Source organism: Cobetia sp. 1CM21F (assembly GCF_023161745.1).
GTDB lineage: Bacteria > Pseudomonadota > Gammaproteobacteria > Pseudomonadales > Halomonadaceae > Cobetia > Cobetia amphilecti.
In genome coordinates, this window is record NZ_JALNTQ010000002.1 from 277,838 (window position 1) to 302,657 (window position 24,820).

At 58.8% G+C, this 24,820-nt stretch carries 21 protein-coding genes and 1 pseudogene; 10 read left to right on the forward strand and 12 right to left on the reverse strand.

What is annotated here, in order from left to right:
* The first annotated feature begins 242 nt into the window (after positions 1-242).
* Positions 243-554 (forward strand): hypothetical protein, encoded by a 312-nt coding sequence (locus tag MSG32_RS06820; RefSeq protein ID WP_043332181.1) that lies wholly within the window; start codon positions 243-245, stop codon positions 552-554.
* Between the two features lie 223 nt (positions 555-777).
* Here the strand turns inward: MSG32_RS06820 and MSG32_RS06825 are convergent, their stop codons facing one another.
* Positions 778-1,839, reverse strand: coding sequence for a capsular polysaccharide synthesis protein (locus MSG32_RS06825; protein ID WP_248378886.1), 1,062 nt, complete (start codon positions 1,837-1,839; stop codon positions 778-780).
* A gap of 323 nt (positions 1,840-2,162) precedes the next feature.
* Positions 2,163-2,900, reverse strand: coding sequence for an HAD family phosphatase (locus tag MSG32_RS06830; protein WP_248378888.1), 738 nt, complete (start codon positions 2,898-2,900; stop codon positions 2,163-2,165).
* A 272-nt stretch (positions 2,901-3,172) separates the two neighbouring features.
* On the opposite strand from MSG32_RS06830, the gene MSG32_RS06835 reads away from it, so the two are divergent.
* Positions 3,173-3,961: an OBAP family protein gene (locus MSG32_RS06835; protein WP_248378890.1), complete on the forward strand. Its 789-nt coding sequence runs from the start codon at positions 3,173-3,175 to the stop codon at positions 3,959-3,961.
* A 140-nt stretch (positions 3,962-4,101) separates the two neighbouring features.
* On the opposite strand, the gene MSG32_RS06840 is transcribed toward MSG32_RS06835, so the two are convergent.
* Complete coding sequence (locus tag MSG32_RS06840) at positions 4,102-4,290, reverse strand: DUF3008 family protein (RefSeq protein WP_131431876.1); 189 nt, start codon at positions 4,288-4,290, stop codon at positions 4,102-4,104.
* Positions 4,291-4,508: 218 nt separating this feature from the next.
* On the opposite strand from MSG32_RS06840, the gene MSG32_RS06845 reads away from it, so the two are divergent.
* Positions 4,509-5,957: an amidase gene (locus MSG32_RS06845; RefSeq protein WP_248378892.1), complete on the forward strand. Its 1,449-nt coding sequence runs from the start codon at positions 4,509-4,511 to the stop codon at positions 5,955-5,957.
* A gap of 190 nt (positions 5,958-6,147) precedes the next feature.
* Here MSG32_RS06845 and MSG32_RS06850 read toward each other — a convergent pair whose 3' ends face one another.
* The gene (locus tag MSG32_RS06850) at positions 6,148-7,989 is read right to left on the reverse strand and encodes a dipeptidase (protein WP_248378894.1); all 1,842 of its coding nucleotides are present in this window, start codon (positions 7,987-7,989) and stop codon (positions 6,148-6,150) included.
* Between the two features lie 261 nt (positions 7,990-8,250).
* On the reverse strand, positions 8,251-9,141 hold the full coding sequence (locus tag MSG32_RS06855) for a LysR family transcriptional regulator (RefSeq protein ID WP_043332186.1): 891 nt from the start codon (positions 9,139-9,141) through the stop codon (positions 8,251-8,253).
* Between the two features lie 134 nt (positions 9,142-9,275).
* Between MSG32_RS06855 and MSG32_RS06860 the strand changes: the two genes are divergently transcribed.
* The 3 genes from MSG32_RS06860 (at position 9,276) to MSG32_RS06870 (ending at position 13,864) form a co-directional block, all read left to right on the forward strand.
* Complete coding sequence (locus tag MSG32_RS06860; protein WP_248378896.1) at positions 9,276-10,391, forward strand: 4-oxalomesaconate tautomerase; 1,116 nt, start codon at positions 9,276-9,278, stop codon at positions 10,389-10,391.
* A gap of 183 nt (positions 10,392-10,574) precedes the next feature.
* Positions 10,575-11,708: a tricarboxylate transporter gene (locus MSG32_RS06865; protein WP_225347941.1), complete on the forward strand. Its 1,134-nt coding sequence runs from the start codon at positions 10,575-10,577 to the stop codon at positions 11,706-11,708.
* A 176-nt stretch (positions 11,709-11,884) separates the two neighbouring features.
* Positions 11,885-13,864, forward strand: coding sequence for a tripartite tricarboxylate transporter permease (locus MSG32_RS06870; protein ID WP_248378898.1), 1,980 nt, complete (start codon positions 11,885-11,887; stop codon positions 13,862-13,864).
* Positions 13,865-13,989: 125 nt separating this feature from the next.
* On the opposite strand, the gene MSG32_RS06875 is transcribed toward MSG32_RS06870, so the two are convergent.
* Positions 13,990-15,072 carry an AraC family transcriptional regulator gene (locus tag MSG32_RS06875; protein ID WP_248378900.1) on the reverse strand — a complete coding sequence of 361 codons (1,083 nt, stop codon included), beginning with the start codon at positions 15,070-15,072 and terminating at the stop codon, positions 13,990-13,992.
* Positions 15,073-15,446: 374 nt separating this feature from the next.
* Between MSG32_RS06875 and MSG32_RS06880 the strand changes: the two genes are divergently transcribed.
* The 3 genes from MSG32_RS06880 (at position 15,447) to MSG32_RS06890 (ending at position 18,095) form a co-directional block, all read left to right on the forward strand.
* Positions 15,447-16,634, forward strand: a complete 1,188-nt coding sequence (locus tag MSG32_RS06880; protein ID WP_248378910.1) for a CNNM domain-containing protein — start codon at positions 15,447-15,449, stop codon at positions 16,632-16,634.
* A gap of 300 nt (positions 16,635-16,934) precedes the next feature.
* Entirely contained in the window at positions 16,935-17,732 is a 798-nt protein-coding gene (locus tag MSG32_RS06885; protein ID WP_348983978.1) for an enoyl-CoA hydratase/isomerase family protein, read from the forward strand.
* Positions 17,733-17,852: 120 nt separating this feature from the next.
* Entirely contained in the window at positions 17,853-18,095 is a 243-nt protein-coding gene (locus tag MSG32_RS06890) for a YdcH family protein (RefSeq protein WP_054555932.1), read from the forward strand.
* A gap of 88 nt (positions 18,096-18,183) precedes the next feature.
* Here the strand turns inward: MSG32_RS06890 and MSG32_RS06895 are convergent, their stop codons facing one another.
* Both MSG32_RS06895 and MSG32_RS06900 read right to left on the reverse strand, forming a co-directional pair.
* Complete coding sequence (locus MSG32_RS06895; RefSeq protein ID WP_248378914.1) at positions 18,184-18,963, reverse strand: NYN domain-containing protein; 780 nt, start codon at positions 18,961-18,963, stop codon at positions 18,184-18,186.
* A gap of 111 nt (positions 18,964-19,074) precedes the next feature.
* Positions 19,075-19,953 (reverse strand): LysR family transcriptional regulator, encoded by an 879-nt coding sequence (locus tag MSG32_RS06900; protein WP_043332196.1) that lies wholly within the window; start codon positions 19,951-19,953, stop codon positions 19,075-19,077.
* A 286-nt stretch (positions 19,954-20,239) separates the two neighbouring features.
* Between MSG32_RS06900 and MSG32_RS06905 the strand changes: the two are divergent.
* Positions 20,240-21,256, forward strand: a pseudogene (locus MSG32_RS06905) (IS30 family transposase).
* Positions 21,257-21,522: 266 nt separating this feature from the next.
* Here the strand turns inward: MSG32_RS06905 and MSG32_RS06910 are convergent.
* From MSG32_RS06910 to MSG32_RS06925, 4 genes are all read right to left on the reverse strand, one after another.
* Positions 21,523-21,834, reverse strand: a complete 312-nt coding sequence (locus MSG32_RS06910; RefSeq protein ID WP_248378916.1) for an EthD family reductase — start codon at positions 21,832-21,834, stop codon at positions 21,523-21,525.
* Between the two features lie 159 nt (positions 21,835-21,993).
* Complete coding sequence (locus MSG32_RS06915; protein WP_248378918.1) at positions 21,994-22,731, reverse strand: SDR family oxidoreductase; 738 nt, start codon at positions 22,729-22,731, stop codon at positions 21,994-21,996.
* Positions 22,732-22,981: 250 nt separating this feature from the next.
* On the reverse strand, positions 22,982-23,647 hold the full coding sequence (locus MSG32_RS06920; protein WP_248378919.1) for a TetR/AcrR family transcriptional regulator: 666 nt from the start codon (positions 23,645-23,647) through the stop codon (positions 22,982-22,984).
* 224 nt (positions 23,648-23,871) lie between these two features.
* The gene (locus MSG32_RS06925; RefSeq protein WP_248378921.1) at positions 23,872-24,756 is read right to left on the reverse strand and encodes a LysR family transcriptional regulator; all 885 of its coding nucleotides are present in this window, start codon (positions 24,754-24,756) and stop codon (positions 23,872-23,874) included.
* Between the last annotated feature and the right edge of the window lie 64 nt (positions 24,757-24,820).

Here is a 24,820-nt window from a genome sequence, read left to right on the forward strand (position 1 = left end):
GGCAAGCTGGCCAGTCACGATGGCGAGATCGCCAGATAACCTCTACATTACTTGTACGATAGTTATAAAACGCGATTCACCGCCGACATGACATCCCACTGAGGGTATTCCCGATGCCTGCACATACCACTGCAACACATCCGCCACGCACCGCTGTGACCCCCACCCACGCGTCGCCTGCTACCCCACTACCCCCAAGCCAGCTCGCCGATCAACCGCTCGCCCACCAGGACGAGACCAGCATGACACTCGAGTCGCTGGCACGCGCACTGCAGCACGGCATGGTGCCTGTGGTCGAGGTCATGTCACTGGATGGCATCTACAAGGTGAGAATCCATCATTGCCACGGCATCTCGGACCTGACGCGCAACGATCACAGCGCGCTCTGGTTCAAGGGCACCGGTGAGATACGCGACTTGATGGGCGCACGCGGCATCAGCCACGGCGTGCTGACCTGGGCGGATCAATGGGGAGATGAAATGATCGGGGTCGAATCGCGCAGCCTCAATCAGGAAGAACTGCTCGCCTGGGGCACGCGTATCTGTTTCAAGTGAGGAATAGCCTCACGATGCCAGGGAAGATACCAGAGCCTGCGACTTCACGGACACAGGCACCTTGGCGAGAGACCACCAGGCTGAAGGCCTTCAAATGATGGGGGAGGTGGATGACAAGCCAAAAGAGCCTGCAGCCAATGGCCACAGGCTCTTGTTCTTTTACCCTATTCGGTACTCACTCTATCCAGAGTTCACTCTAGCCAGAATTTTAACCAGCCAAGTTTCACGCTGAAGCAGAGCTCACGCTGACACGAGCCTCAGCCTCTTTGGTGTCAGCCAGCAGGGACAGAAGGTAGTCCTTGCGCTTCAGAAATACGGGACGCTGTTGGTAATCTCTTTTATAGGTCTGCTTGGAGACCAGCGCCTCCTGGAATGCTTCAAACTCCTCTCCATTCCCTACGTAGCGATTCTCGAGCGACATGAAGCGCTCTATATCCGCCGAGGTCAGGTATTCCCGCAAGCTGTCATTGAGGTAATAGCTGAACGAAAAATACGGCATGAAGCCAAAGCGCTCGGCACGGCGGACAAAATCCGCATAGAGCAGCTCAGGATGCTGACGCCCGACCCCCAGCTTCGCGTGATTCTTGGCACGATTGGAAATGAAGATCGCACTGCGCCGGGGCAAGAAAAGATGTTCCAGAAACAGGCCCAATGTATGGGTCACGATTTCCCGCCCTTGCACCGCCGCAATGAACCAGACCTCCATCGGCCTGGCGGGCGCCTTGCTTTGACGAAAGGTGAAAAAGCCCAGTTCACTCATTGCCACAGGCAACCACTCCGACAATGGCGTCAGGCAGAACGTCGTGCTGTCAGCCCAGACTCCCCCATAACGACTCAATAGATACAGCCGCAATACGTCCGCCTTGATGGCAGGGTTCAACCTGACGGTCGACAGCTCGAAGGCAGCAAGGAAATCAAAGCCAAGTAACTGCTGGATATTGTCATCACTGAGCAGTCGCACTTCGTAGTCTGGATTCAGCGCCTGCCAAGACCTGACGCTCAGACGTACGACTTCCGGTGCTGATTCCAGCGGAGCATCCCAGTACATCCAGATTATCTTGGGCTGGGCTTGTGACTGAGTCGCCGCCCCCGGGTCGGGCCCCAATGACGCCGCACGCTGCAATTCTGCGAGTGAATCCCGTGCTACCTGGTAACGTGGACTCTGTGGCGACAGCTGCGCGATTCCATAATGCGCATTGTAGCGATGGCTGAACCACGCAACATGCTTACGCAGCCAATAGCCCTTGTTCTCGAAAGTATCGCTTCGAATGAATGCATTGATCATCAGGCAACCCAGGTATTAGTTACCCATGACAGCGCATAGGTAACGATAAATAACGCGAATCGCGTAAAAATACCGATAGTTTGCAAAATTGTCTAACAGAAGGGAAAACTTGAGGAAATGTGCAAGGCCGGATGAGTCGAGGACAAGTCCTGGCCTTGTGACAAGGCTTGTGACAAGGCTTGTGACAGGGCTTGCAACAGAGAATGAAGACTTGTCATCGATGAAGCTGTTCACCGATGACAAGAATCAGGAAACCACGTAAGCAGCATTCGTCTTTCAAGACATGCCAGCTGAGCGGTCAGCGCACATATCAGTGCAACACCTCACTGGCTGACGGCTTCTTCATTGGCCACGAAACCGGCATCAGCGCACAGGCGGCTGAATTCATCCCAGTGTTGCATGACCTGCCAGGCGCCTGTGGTCCGCAGCACCTCGGCGTGGCCCGGCGGGATGTGGCTGGCGCCCAGATGGCCGACGACCTTGAGACCCGCGGCCACGGCTGCCTGCATTCCCGTGCGGCTGTCTTCCACCACCAGACATTCCTCGGCGGAGCGTCCCAGCGTCTTGAGGGCGAGCAGATAGAGGTCCGGCGCCGGCTTGGGATTCATGACCTCATCGGAGGTGAAGATCGGCAGCTGCTCGTCGCCATTGGCCGCGGCAATCTCATCGAGAATGCCACGCAGCCCCGAACTCTCGAGATTGATCTTCATGCGCTGCTCAGAGCTGTTGGACACGATCGCCAACGGCAGACGCTGATCGCGAATCCACTCCAGCGTCTCGCGCACCCCGGGCATGGCCTTGAGCGAGTCGGCCAGGCGGGCATCGACGAGATGACGTACCTGGTCGAGCGCATCCACGGGCAGCGTGTGCTGACTGCGGGCTTCCAGGTCCAGCAGGATATCGCGCGTCATCATGCCCAGACAGCGGTCCAGCTCATGCTCGATCTGCTCTGCACTCCCCAGGTCTGGCAGCCAGACGGGAAGTTTTTCCTTGAGCACGCCATCAGCGATGATCTCGCTATCCACCAATACACCGTCACAATCAAAGATAAGTTGCTTCATGCGAGCTCCAATTCGAGAAAAGATGGCCGAAACACGTGATGAACAAGACACCTTGTCGCGCAAGGCATTGAGCGGCCACAAGAAGTGATATCCCTCATTGATGAGGGCAGAAACCTGAAAAGCAATCCCGACATTCTGCAGCAGACCTGGGCGAGGATTTTCCGAGGCAAGTCTGTCGGTAGGTGACTTGACGCGCTCAAGGGTAATGCACTGCAATGGCAACGTCATGACAGGAATTCTTGCCTTATCAAGACACCCATGCAGGAGGAAGTATGCGACATCGCCATTCCCGCACATGTTCACATCCCTCACACTCATCCGGCTTCGGCACGGGCCTTCTGGCCGGCGCCGCCGCGGCGACTGCCTTCTTTCTGGGCCGGCGCCTCAACAGTGCTCGCAAGGTCAGTAGCGGCCATCCGCTGAAGCATCAGGTGCTCGATGCGGCCTCGCAGGTCATGCAGCGCAAGTATCCGATGGAAGCGATGAGTACCTATCTCAACGGCTTCCACCATTACGCCGATGACATGGGGCGTCAGGTGGAGGCCAGCCACTTCTGCATCCACCTGGAACATGATCTGCACCAATGCGTGATCTTCGATTCCAATCGCAGTGATGCCCGCTTGATCGGGATCGAATACATCATCAGCGCCGAGCGCTACGAGCAACTGCCCGAGGAAGAGAAGCCGCTCTGGCACAGCCATCACTATGAAGTGAAGTCCGGCATCCTGGTGGCCCCGGGAATTCCGGAACTGGCGGAGCGCAGCTACTTCGAGGACCTCGTCACGACCTACGGCAAGACCTTCCACACCTGGCAGATCGACCGCGACGACTTCCCCTACGGTATCCCGCAGCTGATGATGGCCTTCACCCGTGACGGTCAGATCGACGAGGAGCTGATGAAGCGCCGTGATGAGCGCCTGGGCATCAGCACCGAGGAGCGCCGCCGGAGACGCGCCGAGATTCCGCTGCCCGATGTCAGCCCCAAGGCCAACGGTGGCCCGACCCCGCCCGACAGCGAGTCCCACCAGCCGCCGCATGAGAGCCTGAACGACAGCCGCTGAGGCCAGCGGCACATCAGCGACACAAGCCACGACACGCGCCCACGACATGCATCTACGACAAGGCGCCTGGCAATCAATTGCCAGGCGCCTTGTCGTTTCAGCTATCGCGTCAGGAAGCCGCAATGGGCATCCCGCAGGGCTCAGCTCTGATTGTCGTGTCGCGGCTTGTCTTCACGTGGTGTCGAGGCCATCTTCTCGAGCTCCTCCTCACTCATGGAGTCATACATCGAGCGGGCGGCCCCATCCAGTTCGCTGACCTTCTGCTCGCCACGACGTGCTGACAGTGCTGCCCCGGCTGCCATCTGCTGTGCCTTGGACTTGGCTGGCATGATTGTCCTCCCTCTGGGCAAATATCGTGAACCATGGTCGGCTGCCATGAGCTCGACCATGCCGCTTGCTGTCACTCTCCATAGGCCATGCGGCCCTCCTTCGCCCTTTTCAAGCCTCGCGATGCCTTGAGTTTCCCCTCTCTGACCCAAGGCCATGCAGGAGAGACAGATGACTGTCCTCAACAAGAATATCGCCATCCAGCAGCAGGAGAGCCGCCATGCGTGACGTCGAATTTCCTCAACATCTTTCACCCCATACTGCCAAGGATGACCTGACGGCGCTGGACGCCGAGCAACTGGCACGCGGGTATCAATCCGGTGAGTTCGACCCGCTACAGGTGACCCGAGCGGTGCTCGATCGTATCGAGCGACTCAACCCGCTCGTCAATGCCTATGTGCATGTCGCGCATGACACGGCGCTGAAGGAGGCGCGTGAATCCACTCAGCGCTGGCAGGCCGGCAAGCCATTGAGTTCGCTCGATGGCATTCCGACCTCACTGAAAGGCCTGACCGATGTTGCCGGCATGCCGGCGAGAGCAGGCTCCCTGATCACACCGGCCACGCCATGCCAGCAGGATGCGCCGCCGGTCAGGCGCTTGCGTGAGGCAGGCGCGATTCTACTGGGCAAGACCAACACCCCCGAGTTCGGCTGGAAGGCCGTCACCGACAACCTCGTGCATGGCACCACCAGCAATGCCTGGAATACCGAACTGACGCCCGGCGGCTCTTCCGGTGGCGCAGCTACCGCCGCCGCCCTCAATCTGGGCGTGCTGCATCAGGGCGGTGACTCCGGCGGGTCGATCCGTATCCCTGCCGCCTTCAGTGGCATCTTCGGCTTCAAGCCCACCTTCGGCTGGACACCGCAGTGGCCACCCTCCAAGGCTGCCTTTCTGTCCAGCATCGGGCCCATGACCCGCAGCCCCCGTGACGCCGCCGCCATGCTCAATGTCATCGGCCGTCACGATGCCCAGGACCCTTACGCCAACCGCGGCCAACCCGAGGATTGGGGCGCGGATATCGGCAAGTCGCTGGCAGGACTGCGCATCGCCTACTCGCCATGTTTCGGGTGTGTCGAGGTCGACCCCGAGATCGCAAGCCTGGTGGAGCGCGCCGCACAGCGTCTGACGAACCTTGGCGCGGACATCGTGACAGTCGATCCCCCGGTCGCGACAAGCCTCGAGACGTTTCGCAAGATCTGGTTCACCGCCTCGCTGGGACTCTGGGATGACTGCGATGCCCAGCAGCGTGAACAGCTCGACCCCGGGCTGGTCGAGAATGCCATGTGTGCACGCGAATGGTCGTCGCTGGATCTCTTCAAGGCACTCGAGGAGCGCTACCGGATCACTCAGGCGCTGGAGCAATTCAATCAGGACTTCCACCTGTTGCTGACACCCAGCGTCGCCGTCACCCCCTTCGCACTGAATCACCAGGTACCCCCGGATAGCCAGATGCATGACTGGGAGGAATGGGCGCCGTTCTCCTATCCCTTCAACCTGAGCGGCCAACCTGCGGCATCAGTGCCCTGTGGCTTCACGTCTCAGGGGCTGCCCGTCGGCTTTCAGCTGGCAGGCGGCAAGCACGATGACGTGCGACTGCTGCGGGCCGCCGCCGCCTATATGGATGCCTACCCTACCGCGCATCCCGCCGCGCCCTACCGTCCGAGATGAGGCCGCGCGGCCGCACTGTCTGACCGGCGGCCTTCACATGCGACAACGCCCGCCACTGCCCCTTCATCAGGGCGGTGGCGGGCGTTGGCCGTGATGCCTGTCGTCCAGGCAAGAGGCTATTTCACAGGGCTATTTCAATACGCCCTGCAAAAGGCGATTCACATTAACGCGGCCCCGTGAGCCGCCCCGGTTACTTGAGCGAATCCTGATTGCCGATACGCGCCATCATCTCGGTGAACATCTGGATGTCGAGCATCAGGTTATCGACCCGCTTGAACTCCTCGGAGGTATGCCCGGTATAGGTCTCGCCCGGCATGGACGGGCCGAAGTTGATCGCATTGGGCAACAGCTTGGCGGTCGTGCTGCCCGCGGAGGAGCGCGGCTCAGCCTCCATGCCGGTGGTATCCCCGAAGATATTGAGCAGAGTCTGCAGCCAGGCACCGCTGGGATCACGCAGCATCCAGTCGCGAATCTCGACGTTCAGCGTCATGTCCATGCCCTGCTCGATGGCATAGGCGCTCAGCTTGTCCTGAATCGTCTGGCTCAATTCCTCAGGTGATTTCTCTCCGGCGGGTGCACGCACATTGACCGCGACCCGCAGCGCATCGTCCTCCTTGGCGAAGAAGGTCGGCGTCACCTTGAGCGGCCCCATGAAATCATGGGAATACGCGATGCCCAGCTGCTTGCCGTGATAGTCCAGCCCGTAGTTGTCGTTCAGGTAATGGATGGCATCTTCATAGGCATTGTCATGGAAATCGATGCCGGAGGTGGCGAGCAGGCCCGCCAGCCGTGTGACAGGATTGATGCCGTTGGCCGGCGCCGAGGAGTGGGCCGACTTGCCGGTCACCGTCACGCTGACCTCTTCGCCTTCCACCTCACTGGCGACGCTGAAGTCCTGGCCATGCTCCTTGACGTAGCGGCTGCCGAGCGTCTCAAGCTTGTGGCTGAGCGCCTTGGCGCCCGCTGCGTCAGCCGCGTGCAGCGTGGCGGTAGAGCGCTCCGGAATCTGGTTGGTCGCCAGGCCACCCTGGAAGTCGGTGATCGTCGGCAGAGCGTCGACTGCCTGATCAGATGACGCCTCGCCCGCCTTGGGCGTCAAGGGGAAGCGCGCATCGATGGTGCCGAAACCATTCTCGGCCGTGATCGCCGGATAACCGCTATCGAGCACGATGTTGTATTCCGGCAGGTCATTTCTGGCCTTGTAGTACTCGAAGCCATCACCGCCGGTCTCTTCCGTGGTCTCGATCATCAGGCGAATGGTGCGCTTGAGCGGCACCTCATTCTCCTTGAGCGACTTCATGGCATACAGCGCCGCGGCAATCGAGGCCTTGTCATCTTCGGTGCCGCGCCCGTAGAGCTTGCCGTCGATCTCGGTCATCGCGAACGGGTCGAGATGGGTGCCGTCGTCGAGTGTCCAGCCCTCCTCGCCTGCCGGCACCACATCGCCGTGGGTCAGAATGCCGAACACGTCATCGCCAGTTCCCTCAAGCTCAACCTCGAAGACACGGTTGTCGACGTTACGGAATGTCAGGCCGAACGCCTCGGCGCGCGCCTTGATCAACTCACCGAAGCGCGCGATTTCCGGGTTCTCGAATTGCGGCTTCTCCCCCACCTTGGCGGTCGGGATCGCGACCATTTCCTTGAGCAGCGCCTGGACGTCATCGCCGTACTGCAGACGGTTGTAGACCCCCAGCAGACGATAGATGTTGACGAAGGCATCGCCTTCAAGCGTCTCACCGGCCTGATACTGCTCGATGGCAGCCCTGACGGCCGTATCCTGGGAATTGCGTTCGGCAACCTGGGTCAAAAAGCCATTGAAGTCCGGCGCCAGCTCCTGCCGGCCCTGTTCGATCAAGCTGACCAGCTGGGCACGCTTGAGCGTATGTTCGCCCTGCGGTGCGCGCTTGCCCGTATCATCGGCTGCCATCGGCTCGTCTGCACTGACAGGCAGCGCGCTGCCGAGCCCGAGTGCCATACCCAACGCGAGGGCCGTCTGACGAGAAGTAGCGTGAGTGGCTGTGCGGGTACTCATGGGCATATACATCCTTGTGTGAGGCAAGACGCCACGTCGTCAATGGCCGCAGAGACAATGGATGAGGAGAAGACCCTCACCGCCACCCGGCGGCAGCTGACCACGCGACATCAAGACGGTTTCATCGGCCTTGCCGTGAAACATGAATGTCTTATACACAACCATCTTATGTACTAGGCCGCGCCACGCCAACCCTGGCGAGAGGTGCCTGCCACTCTGCTCTCCATTGTGGCCTTGGCCCCCTCGCCTCAGATAAGCGACTCAGTTCCAGCGCTTGAGCAGAATCTCGATGAACAGTTCCGCGATCGGCGACAACGACTCACCGCGCCGCCGCAGCAGGCCAATGGTGCGGTCAATGCGCGGCTCGGGCAGTTCACGCTGACACAGCACCTCGTGTTCCGGCCCCGGCATGGCCATCGACGGCAGGATGGCGACGCCCAGCCCGCTCTCGACCAGACCCAGTGACGTCGAAAGGTGCTGTACCTCGTAGAAGCCATCCAGATGCAGGCCGGCAGACAGCAGGGTGTTGTCGAGCAGAATGCGGTTGCCGCTGTCACGCGAGACCGTGATCAGGCGCACATCGTCCAGGTCGCTCCATTCCACGCGCTGTTTCTGTGCAAGAGGATGGTCTCGACGCAGGGCCAGCACGAAGGGATCACGATAGATGGAGGTGAAATCCACCGCCGGATGGTGGGCACTGACCATATTGATACCAAAGTCTGCCTCCCCCGAAACCACCCTTTCGACCCCTTCATTGGCACTGACATCCAAGATGCGAATCCGGATACCGGGATAGGCAGTATTGAATTCGCGCACCACGCTGGGCAGGAAGTAGAAGGCTGCCGTGGGCAGGCAGGCGATGGTCAGCACCCCCTTGCGGTGGGTGGCAAGCTCGCGAACGCCGACCAGAGACGACTCATAATCTTCGAGCAACTTGCGGGCTTTGGGCAGGAAATCACGCCCAACGGGCGTCAAACGACTTCTTCGCGTGGTGCGCTCGAGCACCTTGGCGCCCAGAATTTCCTCCAGTTTCTGGATGCGGCGCGACAACGCCGGCTGCGAAATATGCAGCCGTTCTGCCGCCTCATTGAAGGAATGATTCTCGGCGACCTCGACGAACGCCGACAGATCCAGAAACTCCAATCTATGCATGCAACTACCTTATTGTTTCAGTTTTCGGATTAATGCGCACAATGATTACAGTATAGGTTTTATTTGCATTTGATGCATAGATCATCGGCTGTGATGCTTCACGAAGGCGCAAACAGACAGGAGCGCGTTCCAACATGATGCATTCACTTCCTTGCATGATCCTACGTGGCGGTACCTCTCGGGGCCCCTTCCTGCGTCTGGATCACCTCCCCGCCGATGACGAAGGCCGACGCGAAGTTCTGCGTCAGGTCATGGGCTCCGGCCACGTACTGCAGATCGATGGCCTGGGCGGCGGCAATTCGTTGACCAGCAAGGTCGCCCTCGTCGGGCCGCCCAGTCATCCTGAAGCTGATGTCGATTACCTGTTCGCTCAGGTCGACGTAGAAGGCGACAAGGTCGACTTCTCGCCCAACTGCGGCAACATGCTGGCCGCCGTCGGCCCCTACGCCATCGAGACCGGCATGATTGCGCCGCAGGGCGACCTTACGCGTCTGCGGATTCACAACCTCAACACCCGCACGCTGATCGACAGCCAGGTGCCGACGCCCGGCGGCGCGGTGGCCTACCAGGGTGACACGCGCATCAGTGGCGTGCCCGGCGCCGGCAGTGCCATCAAGCTGGGCTTCCTCGGCGCGGTGGGCGCCAAGACCGGCAAGATGCTGCCCAGCGGCCAGGTCATCGACGTGATTGATGGCGTCGAGGTGACCTGCCTCGACTCCGCCACACCGGTGGTGCTGATCGAAGCGGCAAGTCTGGGCTGGGTGGGCAACGAAGCGCCGGCCGAGATGGATGCCAACCGCGAGGCGATGGCACGTCTCGAGCAGATTCGCCTCAAGGCGGGGGAATTGATGGGCATGGGCGACGTCAGCGGCTCGGTGCTGCCCAAGCCGGTGATTCTGTCCGCCCCGCGCACCCAGGACGGCACTCTATGTGCCCGCTACTTCGTGCCGCATCGCTGCCATGGCGCCCTGGCCGTCACGGGTGCCATCACGCTGGCCGTTGCGACCAGCATCCCGGGTACCCTGGCCAATCGTGTGGCACTCACGGCCGGCACTCTGGCACCGGATAGCCTGGCGGCAAACGTTCATCTGGAACATCCCGCCGGATTTCTGGATGTCGAGGTCGAGCATGCCAATGCCGACCCGATGACCCCCAGCCGCGTGTCTCTGCTGCGCACGGCACGCAAGATCATGAGTGGCGAGGTGTTCTTGAACCTCCCCGACTCGGTGGAGATGCCTGGGCGTGCATGACACGCCAGACGACCGCGCTGGCAAGCGCCAGAGGCGAAGAGTTCGTCGACAGGCAACGAGCAGGTACTGCAGTATATTGATTTTCAATGAATTTTCGCTAAACGAAATAGCCTGACTGCGCCGCCATGCAGATAGCGCATCACTGATCGACAACGCATTCCAACAATAATCAGGAGTCAGACCATGTCCATCATCGTGTCTACCCCCAAGCGCCAGACCCTCAAGCGTCATGCCCGCACCACCGCATTGGCCTTCATGCTGCCCGTCATGGGCCTGATGCCACTGTCCTCAGCCGTTCACGCCGCGGCGGAAGTCCCCGATACCCTGACCTGGACCGTCCCGTTCGGTGTCGGGGGCGGCACGGACGTCTGGGCACGCTTCATGTCCAACTGGGTGACCAAGGACCTGCCGGGCAACCCGGCTGTCGTCATCGACAACGTCCCGGGCGGTGGTTCCATCACCGGCGTCAACCTGTTCAGCAAGCGTGCCGGCGATGACGGCGACGAGATGGTCGTCACCTCGGCCTCTACCCAGTATCCGGCCATGCTGCGCGACCGTCGCGTGCGCTATGACTATGCCGACTGGGAGCCGATCTTCGCTGCACCGACAGGGGGTGTCGTCTACGCCTCAAGCTCGCTGGGCAAGGACAGTGCCAGTGCGCTCGAGGCCCTCGCCTCCCAGGAAGTGAAGTTCGCCGGCCAGAACCCGACCGGGCTCGAAATGCCGGTACTGATGGCCTTCGATCTGCTCGACTTCCAGGTCGACCCGGTCTTCGGCATGAAGAGCCGTGGTGAAGGCCGCCTGGCCTTCGAACGTGGCGAAGTCGCCCTCGACTTCCAGACCACCTCCGCCTACAAGAGCAACGTCACGCCGCTGGTCGACGCCGGCCAGGCCGTACCGCTGTTCAGCCTTGGCGTGATGGATGACGAAGGCCATATCGAGCGCGATCCGTCCTTCCCGGACCTGCCGACCTTCTCCGAACTGTATCTGGCCCAGGAAGGCCATTCACGTGACGACGAGGCCTACCAGATCTTCCACAAGTTCTTCGCCTCCGGTTACGCCATGCAGAAGATGCTGCTGGTGCCGAAGGACGTGGACCCGGAACTGCTGGAGCTTTACCGCCAGGCCGCACGTGATCTGGCCAAGGACCCCGAGTTCCTCAAGGAGGCCGCCGAGAAGGTCGGGCCCTATGGCCTGATGGTCGGCAAGGCCGCCGCGACCCAGCTTCAGGAAGCCATGCAGCTGAGCGAAGCCGAGCACGAATGGGTCAAGAACTGGCTGATGGAACGCCACAATATCCGCCTGCAATCTCGTTGAGGCGCGCAATCACACCCGTAACGGTCTGAACCCCCGGGTGTGATGGGGACCCACTCACGGGGCTGCCGACCAGCAGCCCCGTGAGCCTTTCACTCCCTGCCTCACCATGCTCTCCCCGGCACCGCCTCTGAGTGTTAGAGAAGCATCTAGAGAAGAACAAGAGGTTGAGTAACGCCATGATCGACACTCTCCTGTCCAGCATTGGACACGTCTTCACGCTGACGCATCTGCTGTTCATGATGATCGGCATCTTCGTCGGCCTGCTGGTCGGTATCATTCCCGGCCTGGGCGGCATCGCCGGCATAGCCCTGCTGCTGCCCTTCCTCTATGGTCTGGACCCGGGTTACGCCCTGGGCATGCTGATGGGCATGGTCGCGGTCATTCCTACCGGCGATACCTTCGCCTCTGTCCTGATGGGCATTCCCGGTTCCAGCGCGTCGCAAGCCACGGTGCTGGATGGCTTCCCGCTGGCCAAGAAGGGCCAGGCAGCCCGCGCGCTGACCAGTGCCTTCCTGTCTTCCCTGTGTGGTGGCGTGATCGGTGCCATCATCCTGACCGGCTTCATCCTCGTCGCACGTCCCCTCGTACTGGCCTTCTCGTCAGCCGAATTGTTCGTGTTGACCTTGCTGGGCCTGACGATGGTGGCGGTGCTGTCCGGCAAGAACCTGTTCAAGGGCACCGCAGCCTGCGGCCTCGGCCTGCTGGTCGGTGCCATCGGCGCCGCACCGGCGACCGGCGAGTACCGCATGAACCTGGATATCGACTACCTGTACGACGGCGTGCCGCTGATCGTGCTGGGTCTGGGCATCTTCGCCCTGCCGGAAATCGTCGAGCTGCTGCTGGGACGTGGCAGTATCGCCAAGAACGGCAACACCGATCTGGGCAAGGGCTGGTCTGCCGGCATCAAGGATGTGGTCAAGAACAAGTGGCTGGTCGCGCGCTGTGCCGGTATCGGCAGCCTGATCGGGACCATTCCGGGTCTGGCGGGTTCCGTGGTCGACTGGATCACCTACGGCTTCGCGGTCAAGACCGCCAAGGACCCGAGCCAGTTCGGCAAGGGCGACATCCGCGGCGTCATCGCGCCGGAATCCGCCAACAATGCCTGCGCCTGCGGTGCCATGGTGCCGACACTGCTGTTCGGGGTGCCAGGCTCCGGCACGGCGGCGGTCTTCCTGGGCGGGCTGTTGCTGCTGGGTCTGGAACCCGGCGTGTCGATGATCACCACCAATCTGGACATGACCTACACCATCATCTGGTCACTGGCGCTGGCCAATATCTTGGGCGCGGGCCTGTGTCTGATGCTGGCGCGTCCGGTCGCGCAGCTGACGCGTGTACCCTTCGCCATTCTGGCCCCTGCCATCACCGTGCTGATCCTGTTCGCTGCCTACCAGGCCAGCCGCTCGCTGGGTGACTGGGCCGCGCTGGGCATGATCGGCATGATCGGTGTGCTGTTCAAGAGTGCTGGCTGGTCGCGTCCGGCCTTCCTGATCGGCTTCGTGCTGGCACCGGGTGCCGAGAACTACTTCTACCAGAGCATACAGTTCCACGGCGCCGAAGCCTTCCTGCGTCCGGGCGTGCTGATCATCCTCGGCCTGATCCTGCTGGCCTTCTTCCTGCCGGTGATCCGCAAGGCGATCATGCGTCGCCGCCAGACCCATGAAGTGGTCGAGACTGCGCCGTCGCCGGAAGAGGATGTGCTGGAATCGCGTGGCTTCGGTGGCGTCGACTTCCTGCTGCTGTTGATGATGGGCGCAGCCGCCCTGTGGGCGCTCTATGACGTCAGGGACCTGATGCCGCTGGGCAAGGCCTTCCCGACGCTGGCCGCCTTCATCACGCTGCTCTCGGTGATCGCCGTGGTCTTCAACGGCTGGCGTCGCGGCATGATTCGCGTCAAGCAACCGGCCTTCAAGGCAGTGGGTGTGGTACTCGGCTTCTTCGTGCTGATCGGCGTCAGTGCGCTGCTGGGCTTCGTCTCCACCGCCGTGCTGTTCTGCCTGGGCTTCCAGCTCACCATCGCGCGCAAGTCGCCGCTCTTCGCAGGGCTCTTCGCGCTGGGCGTGGCAGTCTTCCTGCTCGGCATGCAGGCGGCGATGAACCTGCACTACCCGACGGGTCTGCTGGATGACGTGGTGCTACCGATGATTCCCTTCCTGTAAGGCCAGCTGGCATCACCAGCACTCGACTCTCGAGTACGCCATACGCAAGCGGGCACCCATTGGGTGCCCGCTTGCGTATTGTGACAACCCCAAGCCCATTGTCAGGTGCTCGCCGCCATCACGACTCACTCGACGCGATGAAACCTGGCTCGTGCCGCCTGTGGCGACACCCCGAAATGACGCCGGTAGGCAGTGGCGAAGTTACAGGCGTGGGCATACCCCACCAGATGCGCCACCTGCTGAATGCTTACCCCTCGCCGCAGGGCCTGCTCGGCACACCGCATGCGACATTCACGCTGATAACTGCCCAGTGACTGCCCGAAGGCCTGGCGAAACTTGTGGCGCAAGCCGGAGGGGCTCATGCAGGCCAGCCGCGCCAGCTCCTCCAGCGAGTGTGCGCCATGCGGCACGGTGGCAAGACGCTGGCGTACCGCCTCCAGATGTCGACAGGCGCCGTGGGGTCGCGATGGGGGCGCCAATGGCGATGCAGGGGGTGCAGGAGCTGCGGAGAACGCCGACACCTCCTGTGCCTCACCAGCGCGGCGCTTGAGTGCCGCCCCCAGCAACTGCAGCGCGATCCCCTGCCACTCCAGCATCTCCCCCTCGCAGGCGGGGGTCGCTAGCGTCTCGCACTCTCGTTGTGGGCCCTCACCATCAGGGGCTCTGACACGCTCATCCAGTTGCTGATGAAGCCAGCGCCCCGGCGTCCAGCTCAGCGGGCTGGAATGACGCGCGCACGGCAATGCATCCCAGTTCGCCAGACCCCGCCGTACCTGCAGGGACTGGCTGGCCTCGCCCTCCAGATGCAAGCTGATACAGCGCAGGCGGCCTTGAGGGTGATAGCTCTTAAGCGTCGGCGGCGCAGACTGCGTTCTCGCCGGGCGAAAGATCCCCCCTTGCCCCGCGGACAAGTCGATCCCCGCGCCGTCCACACCTGATAGCGTCAGTCGCCCTTCCAGCACCAGGCAGAGATAGAGACCCTCGTGAAACTGATGCTGGCCGTGATAGGCGCGTGACACCTCTAGATCACACAGCGTCAGATGCGCATCCCGCCAGGGGTGCAGGTTCTGCACCTGCCCCTCGCAATGCGGATATTTCGCTGCTCGCCAGCCTCGCCGCTCGCTGAGCGATGAAGGGCGCTGTTGAGGTGAGGCCATGACGCGGCGAGTGGCCCGACTGTCGGCTATGTCTCCAAGCGGCTGTGACATGACGCTGCAAATCCCTGCAAGGTGAATCCTGGTGAAGGCCTGCCGCCTGCTGCGGGTCGCACTGACGGCTGAAGGGACGCACGGTGCCACTCAGCGGCCATGCCAGGCCGTGGCTTGCGAATACGGCTGGCGACCACAAAATACAACGATTAACGAAAGCAAAACAATCTCATTATCATATAAGTATTGCATCTTGTCTCATGTAAAGCCCTTTTCCCTCTTGCAGCCCTCTTGCATCCCTCGAGTCAACGGCACTTTGCGTCACAGGCTGGCAAGCTTGGCCAGCAGGCTGAAAACTCTGCGAGAATTCACGGGTTTGACAGTGCTGCGCCTTATGTCACTAATGGATGCCTTTCCCCCAAGGAGCACGCCTCATGTTTCTGTTGATCCTGTTTGCTGCCATCGCGATTGGCATCTCATTCATCTGCTCCGTGCTCGAGGCGGCGCTGCTGTCGCTCTCCCCCAGCTATGTGGCAAGCCTGAGAGACCAGCACCCCAAGCGCCACGCCGCACTGGCCAAGCTCAAGGACAATATCGACAAGCCGCTGGCCGCCATCCTGACGCTCAACACCATCGCGCATACCGTCGGTGCCACGGGGGTGGGCGCGCAGGTATCGGTCGTCTTCGGGGAAGCCTGGGTCGGCGTGGCCTCGGCGGTGATGACGCTGCTGATCCTGGTGGCCTCGGAAATCATCCCCAAGACCATCGGTGCCACCTACTGGCGTCAGCTGTCGCCGATGCTGCCCGGCGTGCTCAATGCCATGGTCATCGCGCTCAAGCCACTGATCTGGCTGTCGGAGTTGATCACCTCGCGCATCGGCAAGGATGCTCATGACATCGATGTGCGTGGCGAGATCAAGGCACTGGCCCAGATGGGTCTCGACAAGAAAGCCCTGGAAAATGATGAACAGCGCGTCATCACCAACATCCTCAATCTGCATGAGATGAAGGTGCGTGACGTGCTGACGCCGCGCCCTGTCTGCCAGACGGTCAGTCCCGAGATGAGCGTGGCCGAGTTCAATGACCAGCTGACGATCTGGCCCTTCAGCCGCTACCCGGTGATGACCGACGATGAGCGAACGCTGGGCATGATCCACCGCGCCGATGCTCATCAGGCAGAGCCCACCACTCCGCTCAAGGACCTGATGCGCCCGATCAGCGAGCTGCACGCCGAAGACAACGTCGAACATGCCTTTGGGCTCATGCAGCGCGAACGCCAGCATCTGTGCGTGGTCTACGACAACCTCGGCAACTGGCTGGGGGTCATCACGCTGGAAGACGTGATGGAGACGATTCTGGGCGAGGACATCATCGACGAGACGGACAACGTGGCCAATCTGCGCCGCTTTGCCCGCCAGCGCTGGACCAAGCGTATCGGTGCCAACACCTCAAGCACCCAGCCTGCCGCTGCAACGGCGGCTGGTGAAGGTGCTGTCTCGGACGATGAAGCTGGCTCTGGTGAAGGTGCTTTACCCGTCTACGAGCACACCGAGAAAGATGCGGGCTCAGCCGATAACTCTGCCAAAGGGCCTGCCAAGAGCGCCGATGACAGCAAGGGCTAGGTTCGTCCCTCCACGCGTGTGACCCGCTCGAAGGCAAAAGTCCCGTGAAAGTCGTTGCCAGATACGACTATCGCGGGACTTTTTTTATTGGCGGCTGTTGATACCGCCTGATAACCCATTGATTCCTCTTGCGAACCCCGACTCTCAATCAATCGAATAATTTCTTTCTTCCAATCTCTCGGTAATCAATCCCCGGACTCGGTGCTAACGTTAATCACACACGACGGGCAGCGAACGAACCGAGATAACATAATGATATAAAAGAAATTTACGACGTTCCGCACTGAGCAGAAAGGCGCCATTCTGTATGTGACCTTCGATTATCCGCCGGTCAATATTCAGGACATTCCCATGCTGGCCGACCTGACCATGCTGTCGCAGAAGCTCGAGCGTGACAGCGACACCAAGGTGGTGGTCTTCCAGTCAGCCCATCCGGAGATCTTTGTCGCCCATGCCGACGTGGACTTCCTGAAGGACATGTCGACTCATGCGGTCCACCAGGGTGAGGTCAAGCTGCTGGACCTGCAGGTGGTTCTCGAGCGCGTAAGCCGCCTGCCCCAGGCGACCATCGCCAAGATTGAAGGTTTTGCCCGCGGCGGTGGTCACGAATTTGCCCTGGCCTGTGACATGCGCTTCGCCGCACGTGGCAAGGCCCGCTTCATGCAGATGGAAGTCGCGATGGGCATTCTGCCCTGCGGGGGTGGTGCCTCACGCATGGCACGTCAGGCAGGCCTTGGCCGAGCGCTGGAAATCATCCTCAGCGCCAAGGACTTCGATGCCGATCAGGCCACCGAATACGGCACCATCAATCGTGCGCTGGACCCACAGGAGATCGGCCCCTTCGTCGACTCGCTGGCCGAGCGAATCTCCTTGTGGCCATCAGCCGCCATCAACGCCTGCAAACAGGCCGTCTACGCCTCCATCGACAAGCCCATCGAAGACGCCTTGAAGGAAGAAGCCTATTGGCTCTATCAGGCCACCAGCCAGACCGCCGCCATCAAGCGCTTCCAGAATGCCTATGACAGCGATGTCGAAAACGACATGACCGCCCAGCGCAACTGGGACCAGATCGTGATCGACGTCCAGTCCATCGTTTGAGAATACGTCCTGCAACGTAAGCAAGGATGCCCTTTAGGGGAGTGGCAACACTCCCTCTTTTTGGATTCTCCCACCCCCTTTCTCTTTTTGGATTCTCCCACCCTATTTCGGAGCCACACCATGCATATCGATGACCACTCCCTGTGCAACGACTTCCCTCAGCAACGTGAACTCATTCTGCGCCTGATCAATGGCAATGAAGAGTTTGCCCGCATCGCGGAAGCCTATACTCGTATCGATATCGAGATTCACGCCCTGGAAGTCGATGAATCGCCGATCGGCGATGACTCCATGCACCAACTCAAGCACCAGCGCAGCCTGCTCAAGGATGGACTGTACGAGCGAATGATGGCGGCTGAGTAAAGCGACGACTGCTCATTACCTGGAAATAGCGGCCGGTTATTATTCATCGGCTTGTGTGACTGACTACCTCTATCAATAGATTGCCTGATCAGCTGGCCTTTGCAGGCCGGCTAACCTTTTTTCGGATATAGAAATGCATACTTCCCCCTTTAATAGGCCTACGACATACATCCAGATAATCCAGTTTCTGAATCATCGCTCCAAGCTTGCTGGCACCATGATCAGACGGCTTCAAGTCGGGCATCTTCTTCTTTAGATAACTTCCTACTGCTGATAAGGAAGTCCAGCCATCTTTCTGCTGCAGTTCATTCACCGCATTCAAGATATGCGACCTCAACTGCCTCTGTGCCTTGGTCGGCTTGACGAGGGCTACCGGCTCAGCGGCCGGCTTGCTGACGGGCATGGCCGGGACGGGCTTCTCAGCCACCTTGCGCAGCCCTTCGCTGTAGATGAACTTGTCACAGGCAGACACGAAGGGCTGAGGCGTCTTGTCTTCACCGAAGCCATACACCAGCATGCCGCTCTCTCTCAAACGAGCCGCCAGGCGCGTAAAGTCGCTGTCCGAAGAGATGAGGCAGAACCCCTCCACGTTCCCCGAATACAGCAAGTCCATGGCATCGATGATCAACGCAGAGTCAGTTGCATTCTTGCCCTGGGTATAGCTGAACTGCTGAACCGGATGAATGGCATGACGCAGAAGATGCTCTTTCCATGGCGCAAGGTTCGGCGTCGTCCAGTCTCCGTAAGCTCGCTTGATGGTGCTGACACCCAGTTTTGAAATCTCTGCCAGCAGCGCTTCGCAGATAGCAGCCTGCGCATTGTCAGCATCAATAAGTACCGCCAATCTATTGCGTCCTATCTGTGACATGTATCGCTCCATGATGTACGTCACTGAAATCCTGTTATCTCTCCTTGGGATAATATGTCATGTAATGACCCTGATGATCACCAGATAAGTCATACCCTTGGCAAACGCCTCCTAGCCGGTTTCAAATCCCTCTATCAAGGCATCCATCAAAACCCTCACTCGCCGAGGAAGAATCTGCGTCTCCGGGCGGACGATGTAGATGCTGGTATCTGCGCCGTCCCCACGTATGTCTTCCAGCAGCGGGAGCAAGCGTCCAGAAGCCAGGTCATCGGCGATCAGGTAGTGCGGCAGACAGGCAATGCCGCGGCTGCCCAGACAGGCGGCGTGCAGGGTTTCCAGGGAATTGGAGAGGAAGCCGCAACGCATGTCGGGCAGTGACTTGAGCCCCCAGGCATTGAAGCCGCCTGGGAGGTTCAGGATCAGGCTGACATGCTCCGCCAGCTCCGGCACTGAGCGCGGCGTGCCGTGGCTTGCCAGATAGTCCGGTGATGCACAGATGACGCGATGATTGGTGGCCAACCGCCTGGCGATCAGGCCGAGCTCGGGCTGTGCGGTGCTGCGTATCGCCAGATCCATCCCTTCATGGACCAGGTCGACCACCGCGTCCGACAGCGTCAGGTCCACGATCACCTCGGGATAGCGCTCCATGAAGCGCAACAGCAGGGGCATCACCTGCAGCTTGCCCAATGCATTGGAACACGAGAGGCGAATGCGCCCCTTGAGCGCGCCGCTGCCTTCGGCAATCTCCTGCTCCACATTGCGCAGGCGCTCCTGCAACTCGCGAGTCTCCAGGGCATAGAGCTGCCCTGCTTCACTCAAACGCATCTGCCGAGTGGAGCGAATCAACAGCTGGGCACCAAGGCGCTGTTCCAGCTGCGCGATGCGCTTGCTGATCGCGGAGTGGGTAATGCCAAGCTGGCGCGCCGCCCCGGTGAAGGTGCCGGCGTCGACGACGGCGTGAAAGATGTCGAGGTCCGTATGCGTTTTCATATGTTCCATTTGCTCACGGATACTGTGCGCGCACAACGGATTATCACCGTCCGCAAGGCATGTCACCCTGTCATCAGTTCCTGAAATGACAGATTCAGTGCCACTGGCCTTATACGAATATGAAATATGGGTTATATGTTGCTGTCAGCTATATATATTAATTTAAACAATCGGTTAACAATATTTTTAGACAACAGTTTTTTCCAACATTTTCTGAAAAATCTCTTTATACATGGCGGTCTCAATGACCAAGTGCAACACGTGACCCATCAGGCACGGTGTTGCCATGAACCGCTGCTATCGCCATCTCTCTGCTGAAGACCGAGCCGCCATCATGATAATGCGAGCGACTCATTCGATCCGGGCCATCGCCACACACCTGGGGCGTGCGCCGAGCACCGTGTCGTGAGAGATGGCTCGCCATACGGTCGACCCTATCAAGGGCTACGATGCCGGCCTGGCGGGCTATCGGGCTCGTCTGACGCGACATCGGCCACGTCAGTGTCCCAAGATGCACCCAGACGGGGAGCTCTTCGAGGTGGTGGTCCACCTACTGCACAAGTACTGGTCACCGCAACAGATAGCCCGCACACTGAAGCGCATGTCTTCCAACGATTCACGTCGGCAGGCCTCGCATGAGGCCATTTACAACGCGCTCTATGTGATGCCCCGCGGCAGTCTCAAGAAAGAGCTCACCGCCTGCCTGCGGCAGGGCAACGGCAAGCGTCGCTCACGCAGTCGTGGCAAGGATCGACGTCAGCAAATTCCCGATCTGGTCAGCAACCACATGCGGCCGCCTGAGATCGAAGACCGCCTGATGCCTGGCCATTGGGAGGGCAACCTCATCATGGGCGCCAACAATTGCTCTGCCGTCACTACGCAGGTGGAGCGCACCATACGGTTGGTGATCCTGGCGAAAATGGATGGCACCACCGCCACGGCGGCGGCCGTCGGATTCAGTGACAAGCGCAATGAGGTGCCGCGATCCCTGCGTCAGTCCATGACCTACGACCAAGGCAGGGAGATGGTGAAGCATGCCGAGATCACTTAGAAGACCGGTACGGCGACCTACTTTGCTGACCCGCATAGCCCTTGGCAGCGAGGTTCCAACGAGAAAACCAATGGGCTGTTGATGCCGTAGCTGCTGAAGGGCACGGACCTCTCGGTCTACAGCCCGGAAGAACTCGACGAGATCGCTGACTCACTGAATACACGGCCGCGCAAGACACTGGACTGGCGAATGCCGCTGGAAGTCCACGCCGAGGTGCTCAAGAAATTGGTCGCTGGCCTGAGCACCCTATAATAGCGTTGCGCTTGGAGCTTGAGACCGCCCTTCGTTTTTCGCGTAAGGCTGCAGATAGGCGGTACGCGATGGTGACAAGACCTCGTTCCTCGCGATGCCATGAGTATCCGTATCCATCCTGTGCCGGTTGTGATCTGGCATGATCAATCAACAGGATAAGCCCCCCTTCCCTCTGTCCTCCATACACAACACCCGGCTATATCTTCTGCCCAAAACAGAGCTGCATCATTAACTAAAAGGAGGAAATAAAATGTCAAAAATGTACTTTACAATTTTTGTTTATTCACTTGGACAATGGGATGGGTGTTGGTGAAGTTCGGTAAGTCGGCCAATATCTCTTCGGCATGCGGACTAAAGGCTTGCTGGAAAGACTCCGCTGATGCGAAAAACAAAGAGCCGATCGCAATATAAAGGGGGGCTTCATTTTTATAGACTACACTCAGCCCAGCATCAACACTTTTACCTTTAAGCGCATCGCCCAGCAGTTTCTCTACCATAGGCAAATGTGTGTTAATGTAGTAATCGAAATCGAAGGTCGCATCCTGGCTGTTTGGGTACAGCACATTGACTTTAATCATGACATAACTCTCCTGCCTAACGCTAAATGATTTAATCTGAAGTTAATAGTTTGATCTGCTAACCCCCCCCCCCTCTGCTGCATAAACCTGGAGGAGGAGTTTGCATCTATTGATAGTCGTCTTCTCTGGAGGGCGTCACCTCTAGATGAAATCTGAACATCAGACTGACAGGTCACCCAAGATGATGTTGTCAGCGTAGCTCTGGTAGGCTTCTTCGAGCTGCCTGGCCATCGGGTCCGGGAAGAGGTGGAAGTCGCCTGCTTCCAAGGCGCTGACAATACCCTCGGCGACAATAGTGGCTTCCGGTGCGTCGCTGAACCCTGCGCTTTGCCCCATGTCGGTTGCGATGGGCCCAGGGTGAACACTCAGCACGCTCACGCCCTTCTCGCCCAGCTTCTCACGCAGGCCTTGGGTGACAGAGTAAGCAGCCGCCTTGGAAGCACTGTAGGTGGTGATATCACCGAATGTTTTGATTGAAGCGATGGAGTTTAGCTGAACCAGTGCCCCTTTATTTGTTTCCAACGTCGCGGCGAAGGCTTGAGAGGTACGCAGCAGACCAAAGACATTCACATTAAATTCATGCTGAAGTGAAGCTTCAGCCTCTTCGCTCAGCGGTGAAGCCAGGTTCATCACACCGGCATTATTAACTAGGATATCAACATCCTTAGTTTCCTTTGCCAGTGCCTTGATTGAAGCGACATCGGTCACATCAACATGCAATGCCACTACTTTTTCGCCATACTGTGCCTGTAGATCTTGAGTAGACTCCGGGTTGCGCACGGCTAGGTAAACTTTCTTGACGCCATGCTTGAAGAATGACTCTACAATTGCTTTGCCAATACCACGGTTGGCACCTGTCACCAAGGCGACTTTGTCTTTTACTGAAAAGCCCATCATCTTTCTCCTGTTGGAATACCTGTTGCGAAGACCTTTGCTACATTGCGTACTGATCGGTACAGAATGGATGCTAAACCAACCGGTACAGAAAGGCAAGCAAAAAAAGCGACTCATCAATAGTGTGCGACAATAATCAGTAAAAACAATAGGTTGCAGATGATGTGTTGAACGGTTTCTGCGAAAAATGGTTGAGCTGAGGAGGGTGCTCAGGAAGGGTTGAGTAGGAAAAAAAGAAAAACTAATTTATGACTTAATTAATTCCGATGCCACGCAAGGCGTTATCAACCACCTGATGCAACTCGGAGGCAGGCACACCTGAACGTGCCATCGAAGCCGTGCCCTTCAGAATCGTGTAAATTGTCAGAGCGTTGGTCTGCGCATGTTTATCTAACCCCAGTGATATTGCTTCTGGGTCCCTGCTGAAAAGATTCGTAAACATCTGTGTTGCCATTTCATCTTCTTTTTTCAACAGCTCCGCGGCATCCTCTGGAATGCCACCAGTGACTATTTCTGATTGACAGAGCACTAGAAAACACCCTTTGGGTTGCTCTGAAGCGCACTGCATGCTCACTACTGAAAGCATGTAGTTTTTTAAACGTTTTTTTAAAGGAACGCCAGCCTCCTGAAGTATCTTAAGATGCGAAAGCATCTCCGTCTCAATATAGTGCTTGGTCGCTTTGACAAACAAAGCGGATTTGTTCCCAAAAGCACTATACATGCTGGTTTTATTGATCCCCATACTTTGCGTCAAATCTGAGAGGGAAGCCCCAGCGTAGCCCTTAAGCCAAAACACCTCCATTGCATTGCGCAGAGCAATATCCTCGTCAAACTCACGCCTACGGCCACTTGCCATTTTTTTTCCATTTAAAGTAAGTAAATCGCCGTATATTTTACCAAGCGGTAAGAAAAAATTCAACCTATTGCGATTCCTCTTGCATTTCTGGAAATAAACAGCCTTTTTCCAATTATTGTGTGAACTGATCTGCCTCCAATCAGAAAACTACGCCCTGCTTCAGTGATGTCCTGTTTTACACCAGAAAACCGCACAGGACGACCTTGCTGAATTGGCCAAGGATATGGCGTGCGAGGTCGAGGCGTTGCGGATCTGATCCGTGCCGGGACGGATGGGTTGACGGTCGGCTAAGGCGTGGCTTCTTCCGGTTCGTTTTCCAATTGGGAAAATCTCAGAAACGCGGTGACGGCTTCTGTTTGGCTTTCCCGCTTCCAGACACAGCTTATACGGCGGCTGAGGCTGTGATCCTCGATGTCCACGATGGCTAAATCATCTGCCACAAGGCTCTCCGGGAATATCCCGACCCCAAGCCCCGCACGCACCAATTCCAGCGCGCGCTGGTCCTGGGCCGTCTGGTAGACCACCTTGGGGCGAATGCTCTGTTCCGACCAGAGCTGCTTTATGATCGTCCGGTATTCACAGTGATTGCGGGCGATGAATGGAAGGTCATTCAGCACCGAGAGCGGCGCAGATCGCTGCCCGGCTAGGCGGTGATCCTTTGACGCGGCGATCACGTATTTTTCCGTATTCAATGGGCGCTCTGCCAGTTGTGCAGGAATGGTCTCGTCTCCGGTCCGCACGAGATATGTCAAATCAAGACGTCCTGCCTGCAACCTTTCGATCAACGCCCCGCTTGGCAGTTCCAACACCTTGAGCCGGATCGTTCCATGGATTCGCCGGAACTGCTCAAGCAGGGCCGCGATCGCTGGCAGATCCAACGTCTCGCAGATCCCTATGGCCAGGGTTTCCTGCTCTGCCGTCTTTTTCAGCGCTGAGCGAACAGCCTCACACTCTCCGACGATTCGCTTGGCGCTGGACATCAGTTGATACCCCTCGGCGGTCAGGGTCACCTGGCGAGCCTGTCGGTTGAATAGCTGCACACAAAGGTCGCCCTCGAGTTTAGCGATGGCCGTTGACAGCGCCGGTTGCGATACATGCGCACGTGCCGCACCTCGGGAAAAGCTGCCCGTTTCGGCCACGGCCAGGAACTGCTCGAGCTGTCGGAAGTTCATTTTTATTCATCCAGTGTATACATTGCATCAAATCTATAAATTTGTTTGATGAAATGCAATCGGA

Coding starts and splice junctions, on each gene's coding strand:
- MSG32_RS06820 (WP_043332181.1), top strand. CDS start 243: ATGACACTCGAGTCGCTGGCACGCGCACTGCAGCACGGCATGGTGCCT.
- MSG32_RS06825 (WP_248378886.1), bottom strand. CDS start 1,839: ATGATCAATGCATTCATTCGAAGCGATACTTTCGAGAACAAGGGCTAT.
- MSG32_RS06830 (WP_248378888.1), bottom strand. CDS start 2,900: ATGAAGCAACTTATCTTTGATTGTGACGGTGTATTGGTGGATAGCGAG.
- MSG32_RS06835 (WP_248378890.1), top strand. CDS start 3,173: ATGCGACATCGCCATTCCCGCACATGTTCACATCCCTCACACTCATCC.
- MSG32_RS06840 (WP_131431876.1), bottom strand. CDS start 4,290: ATGCCAGCCAAGTCCAAGGCACAGCAGATGGCAGCCGGGGCAGCACTG.
- MSG32_RS06845 (WP_248378892.1), top strand. CDS start 4,509: ATGCGTGACGTCGAATTTCCTCAACATCTTTCACCCCATACTGCCAAG.
- MSG32_RS06850 (WP_248378894.1), bottom strand. CDS start 7,989: ATGAGTACCCGCACAGCCACTCACGCTACTTCTCGTCAGACGGCCCTC.
- MSG32_RS06855 (WP_043332186.1), bottom strand. CDS start 9,141: ATGCATAGATTGGAGTTTCTGGATCTGTCGGCGTTCGTCGAGGTCGCC.
- MSG32_RS06860 (WP_248378896.1), top strand. CDS start 9,276: ATGATGCATTCACTTCCTTGCATGATCCTACGTGGCGGTACCTCTCGG.
- MSG32_RS06865 (WP_225347941.1), top strand. CDS start 10,575: ATGTCCATCATCGTGTCTACCCCCAAGCGCCAGACCCTCAAGCGTCAT.
- MSG32_RS06870 (WP_248378898.1), top strand. CDS start 11,885: ATGATCGACACTCTCCTGTCCAGCATTGGACACGTCTTCACGCTGACG.
- MSG32_RS06875 (WP_248378900.1), bottom strand. CDS start 15,072: ATGTCACAGCCGCTTGGAGACATAGCCGACAGTCGGGCCACTCGCCGC.
- MSG32_RS06880 (WP_248378910.1), top strand. CDS start 15,447: ATGTTTCTGTTGATCCTGTTTGCTGCCATCGCGATTGGCATCTCATTC.
- MSG32_RS06890 (WP_054555932.1), top strand. CDS start 17,853: ATGCATATCGATGACCACTCCCTGTGCAACGACTTCCCTCAGCAACGT.
- MSG32_RS06895 (WP_248378914.1), bottom strand. CDS start 18,963: ATGTCACAGATAGGACGCAATAGATTGGCGGTACTTATTGATGCTGAC.
- MSG32_RS06900 (WP_043332196.1), bottom strand. CDS start 19,953: ATGAAAACGCATACGGACCTCGACATCTTTCACGCCGTCGTCGACGCC.
- MSG32_RS06910 (WP_248378916.1), bottom strand. CDS start 21,834: ATGATTAAAGTCAATGTGCTGTACCCAAACAGCCAGGATGCGACCTTC.
- MSG32_RS06915 (WP_248378918.1), bottom strand. CDS start 22,731: ATGATGGGCTTTTCAGTAAAAGACAAAGTCGCCTTGGTGACAGGTGCC.
- MSG32_RS06925 (WP_248378921.1), bottom strand. CDS start 24,756: ATGAACTTCCGACAGCTCGAGCAGTTCCTGGCCGTGGCCGAAACGGGC.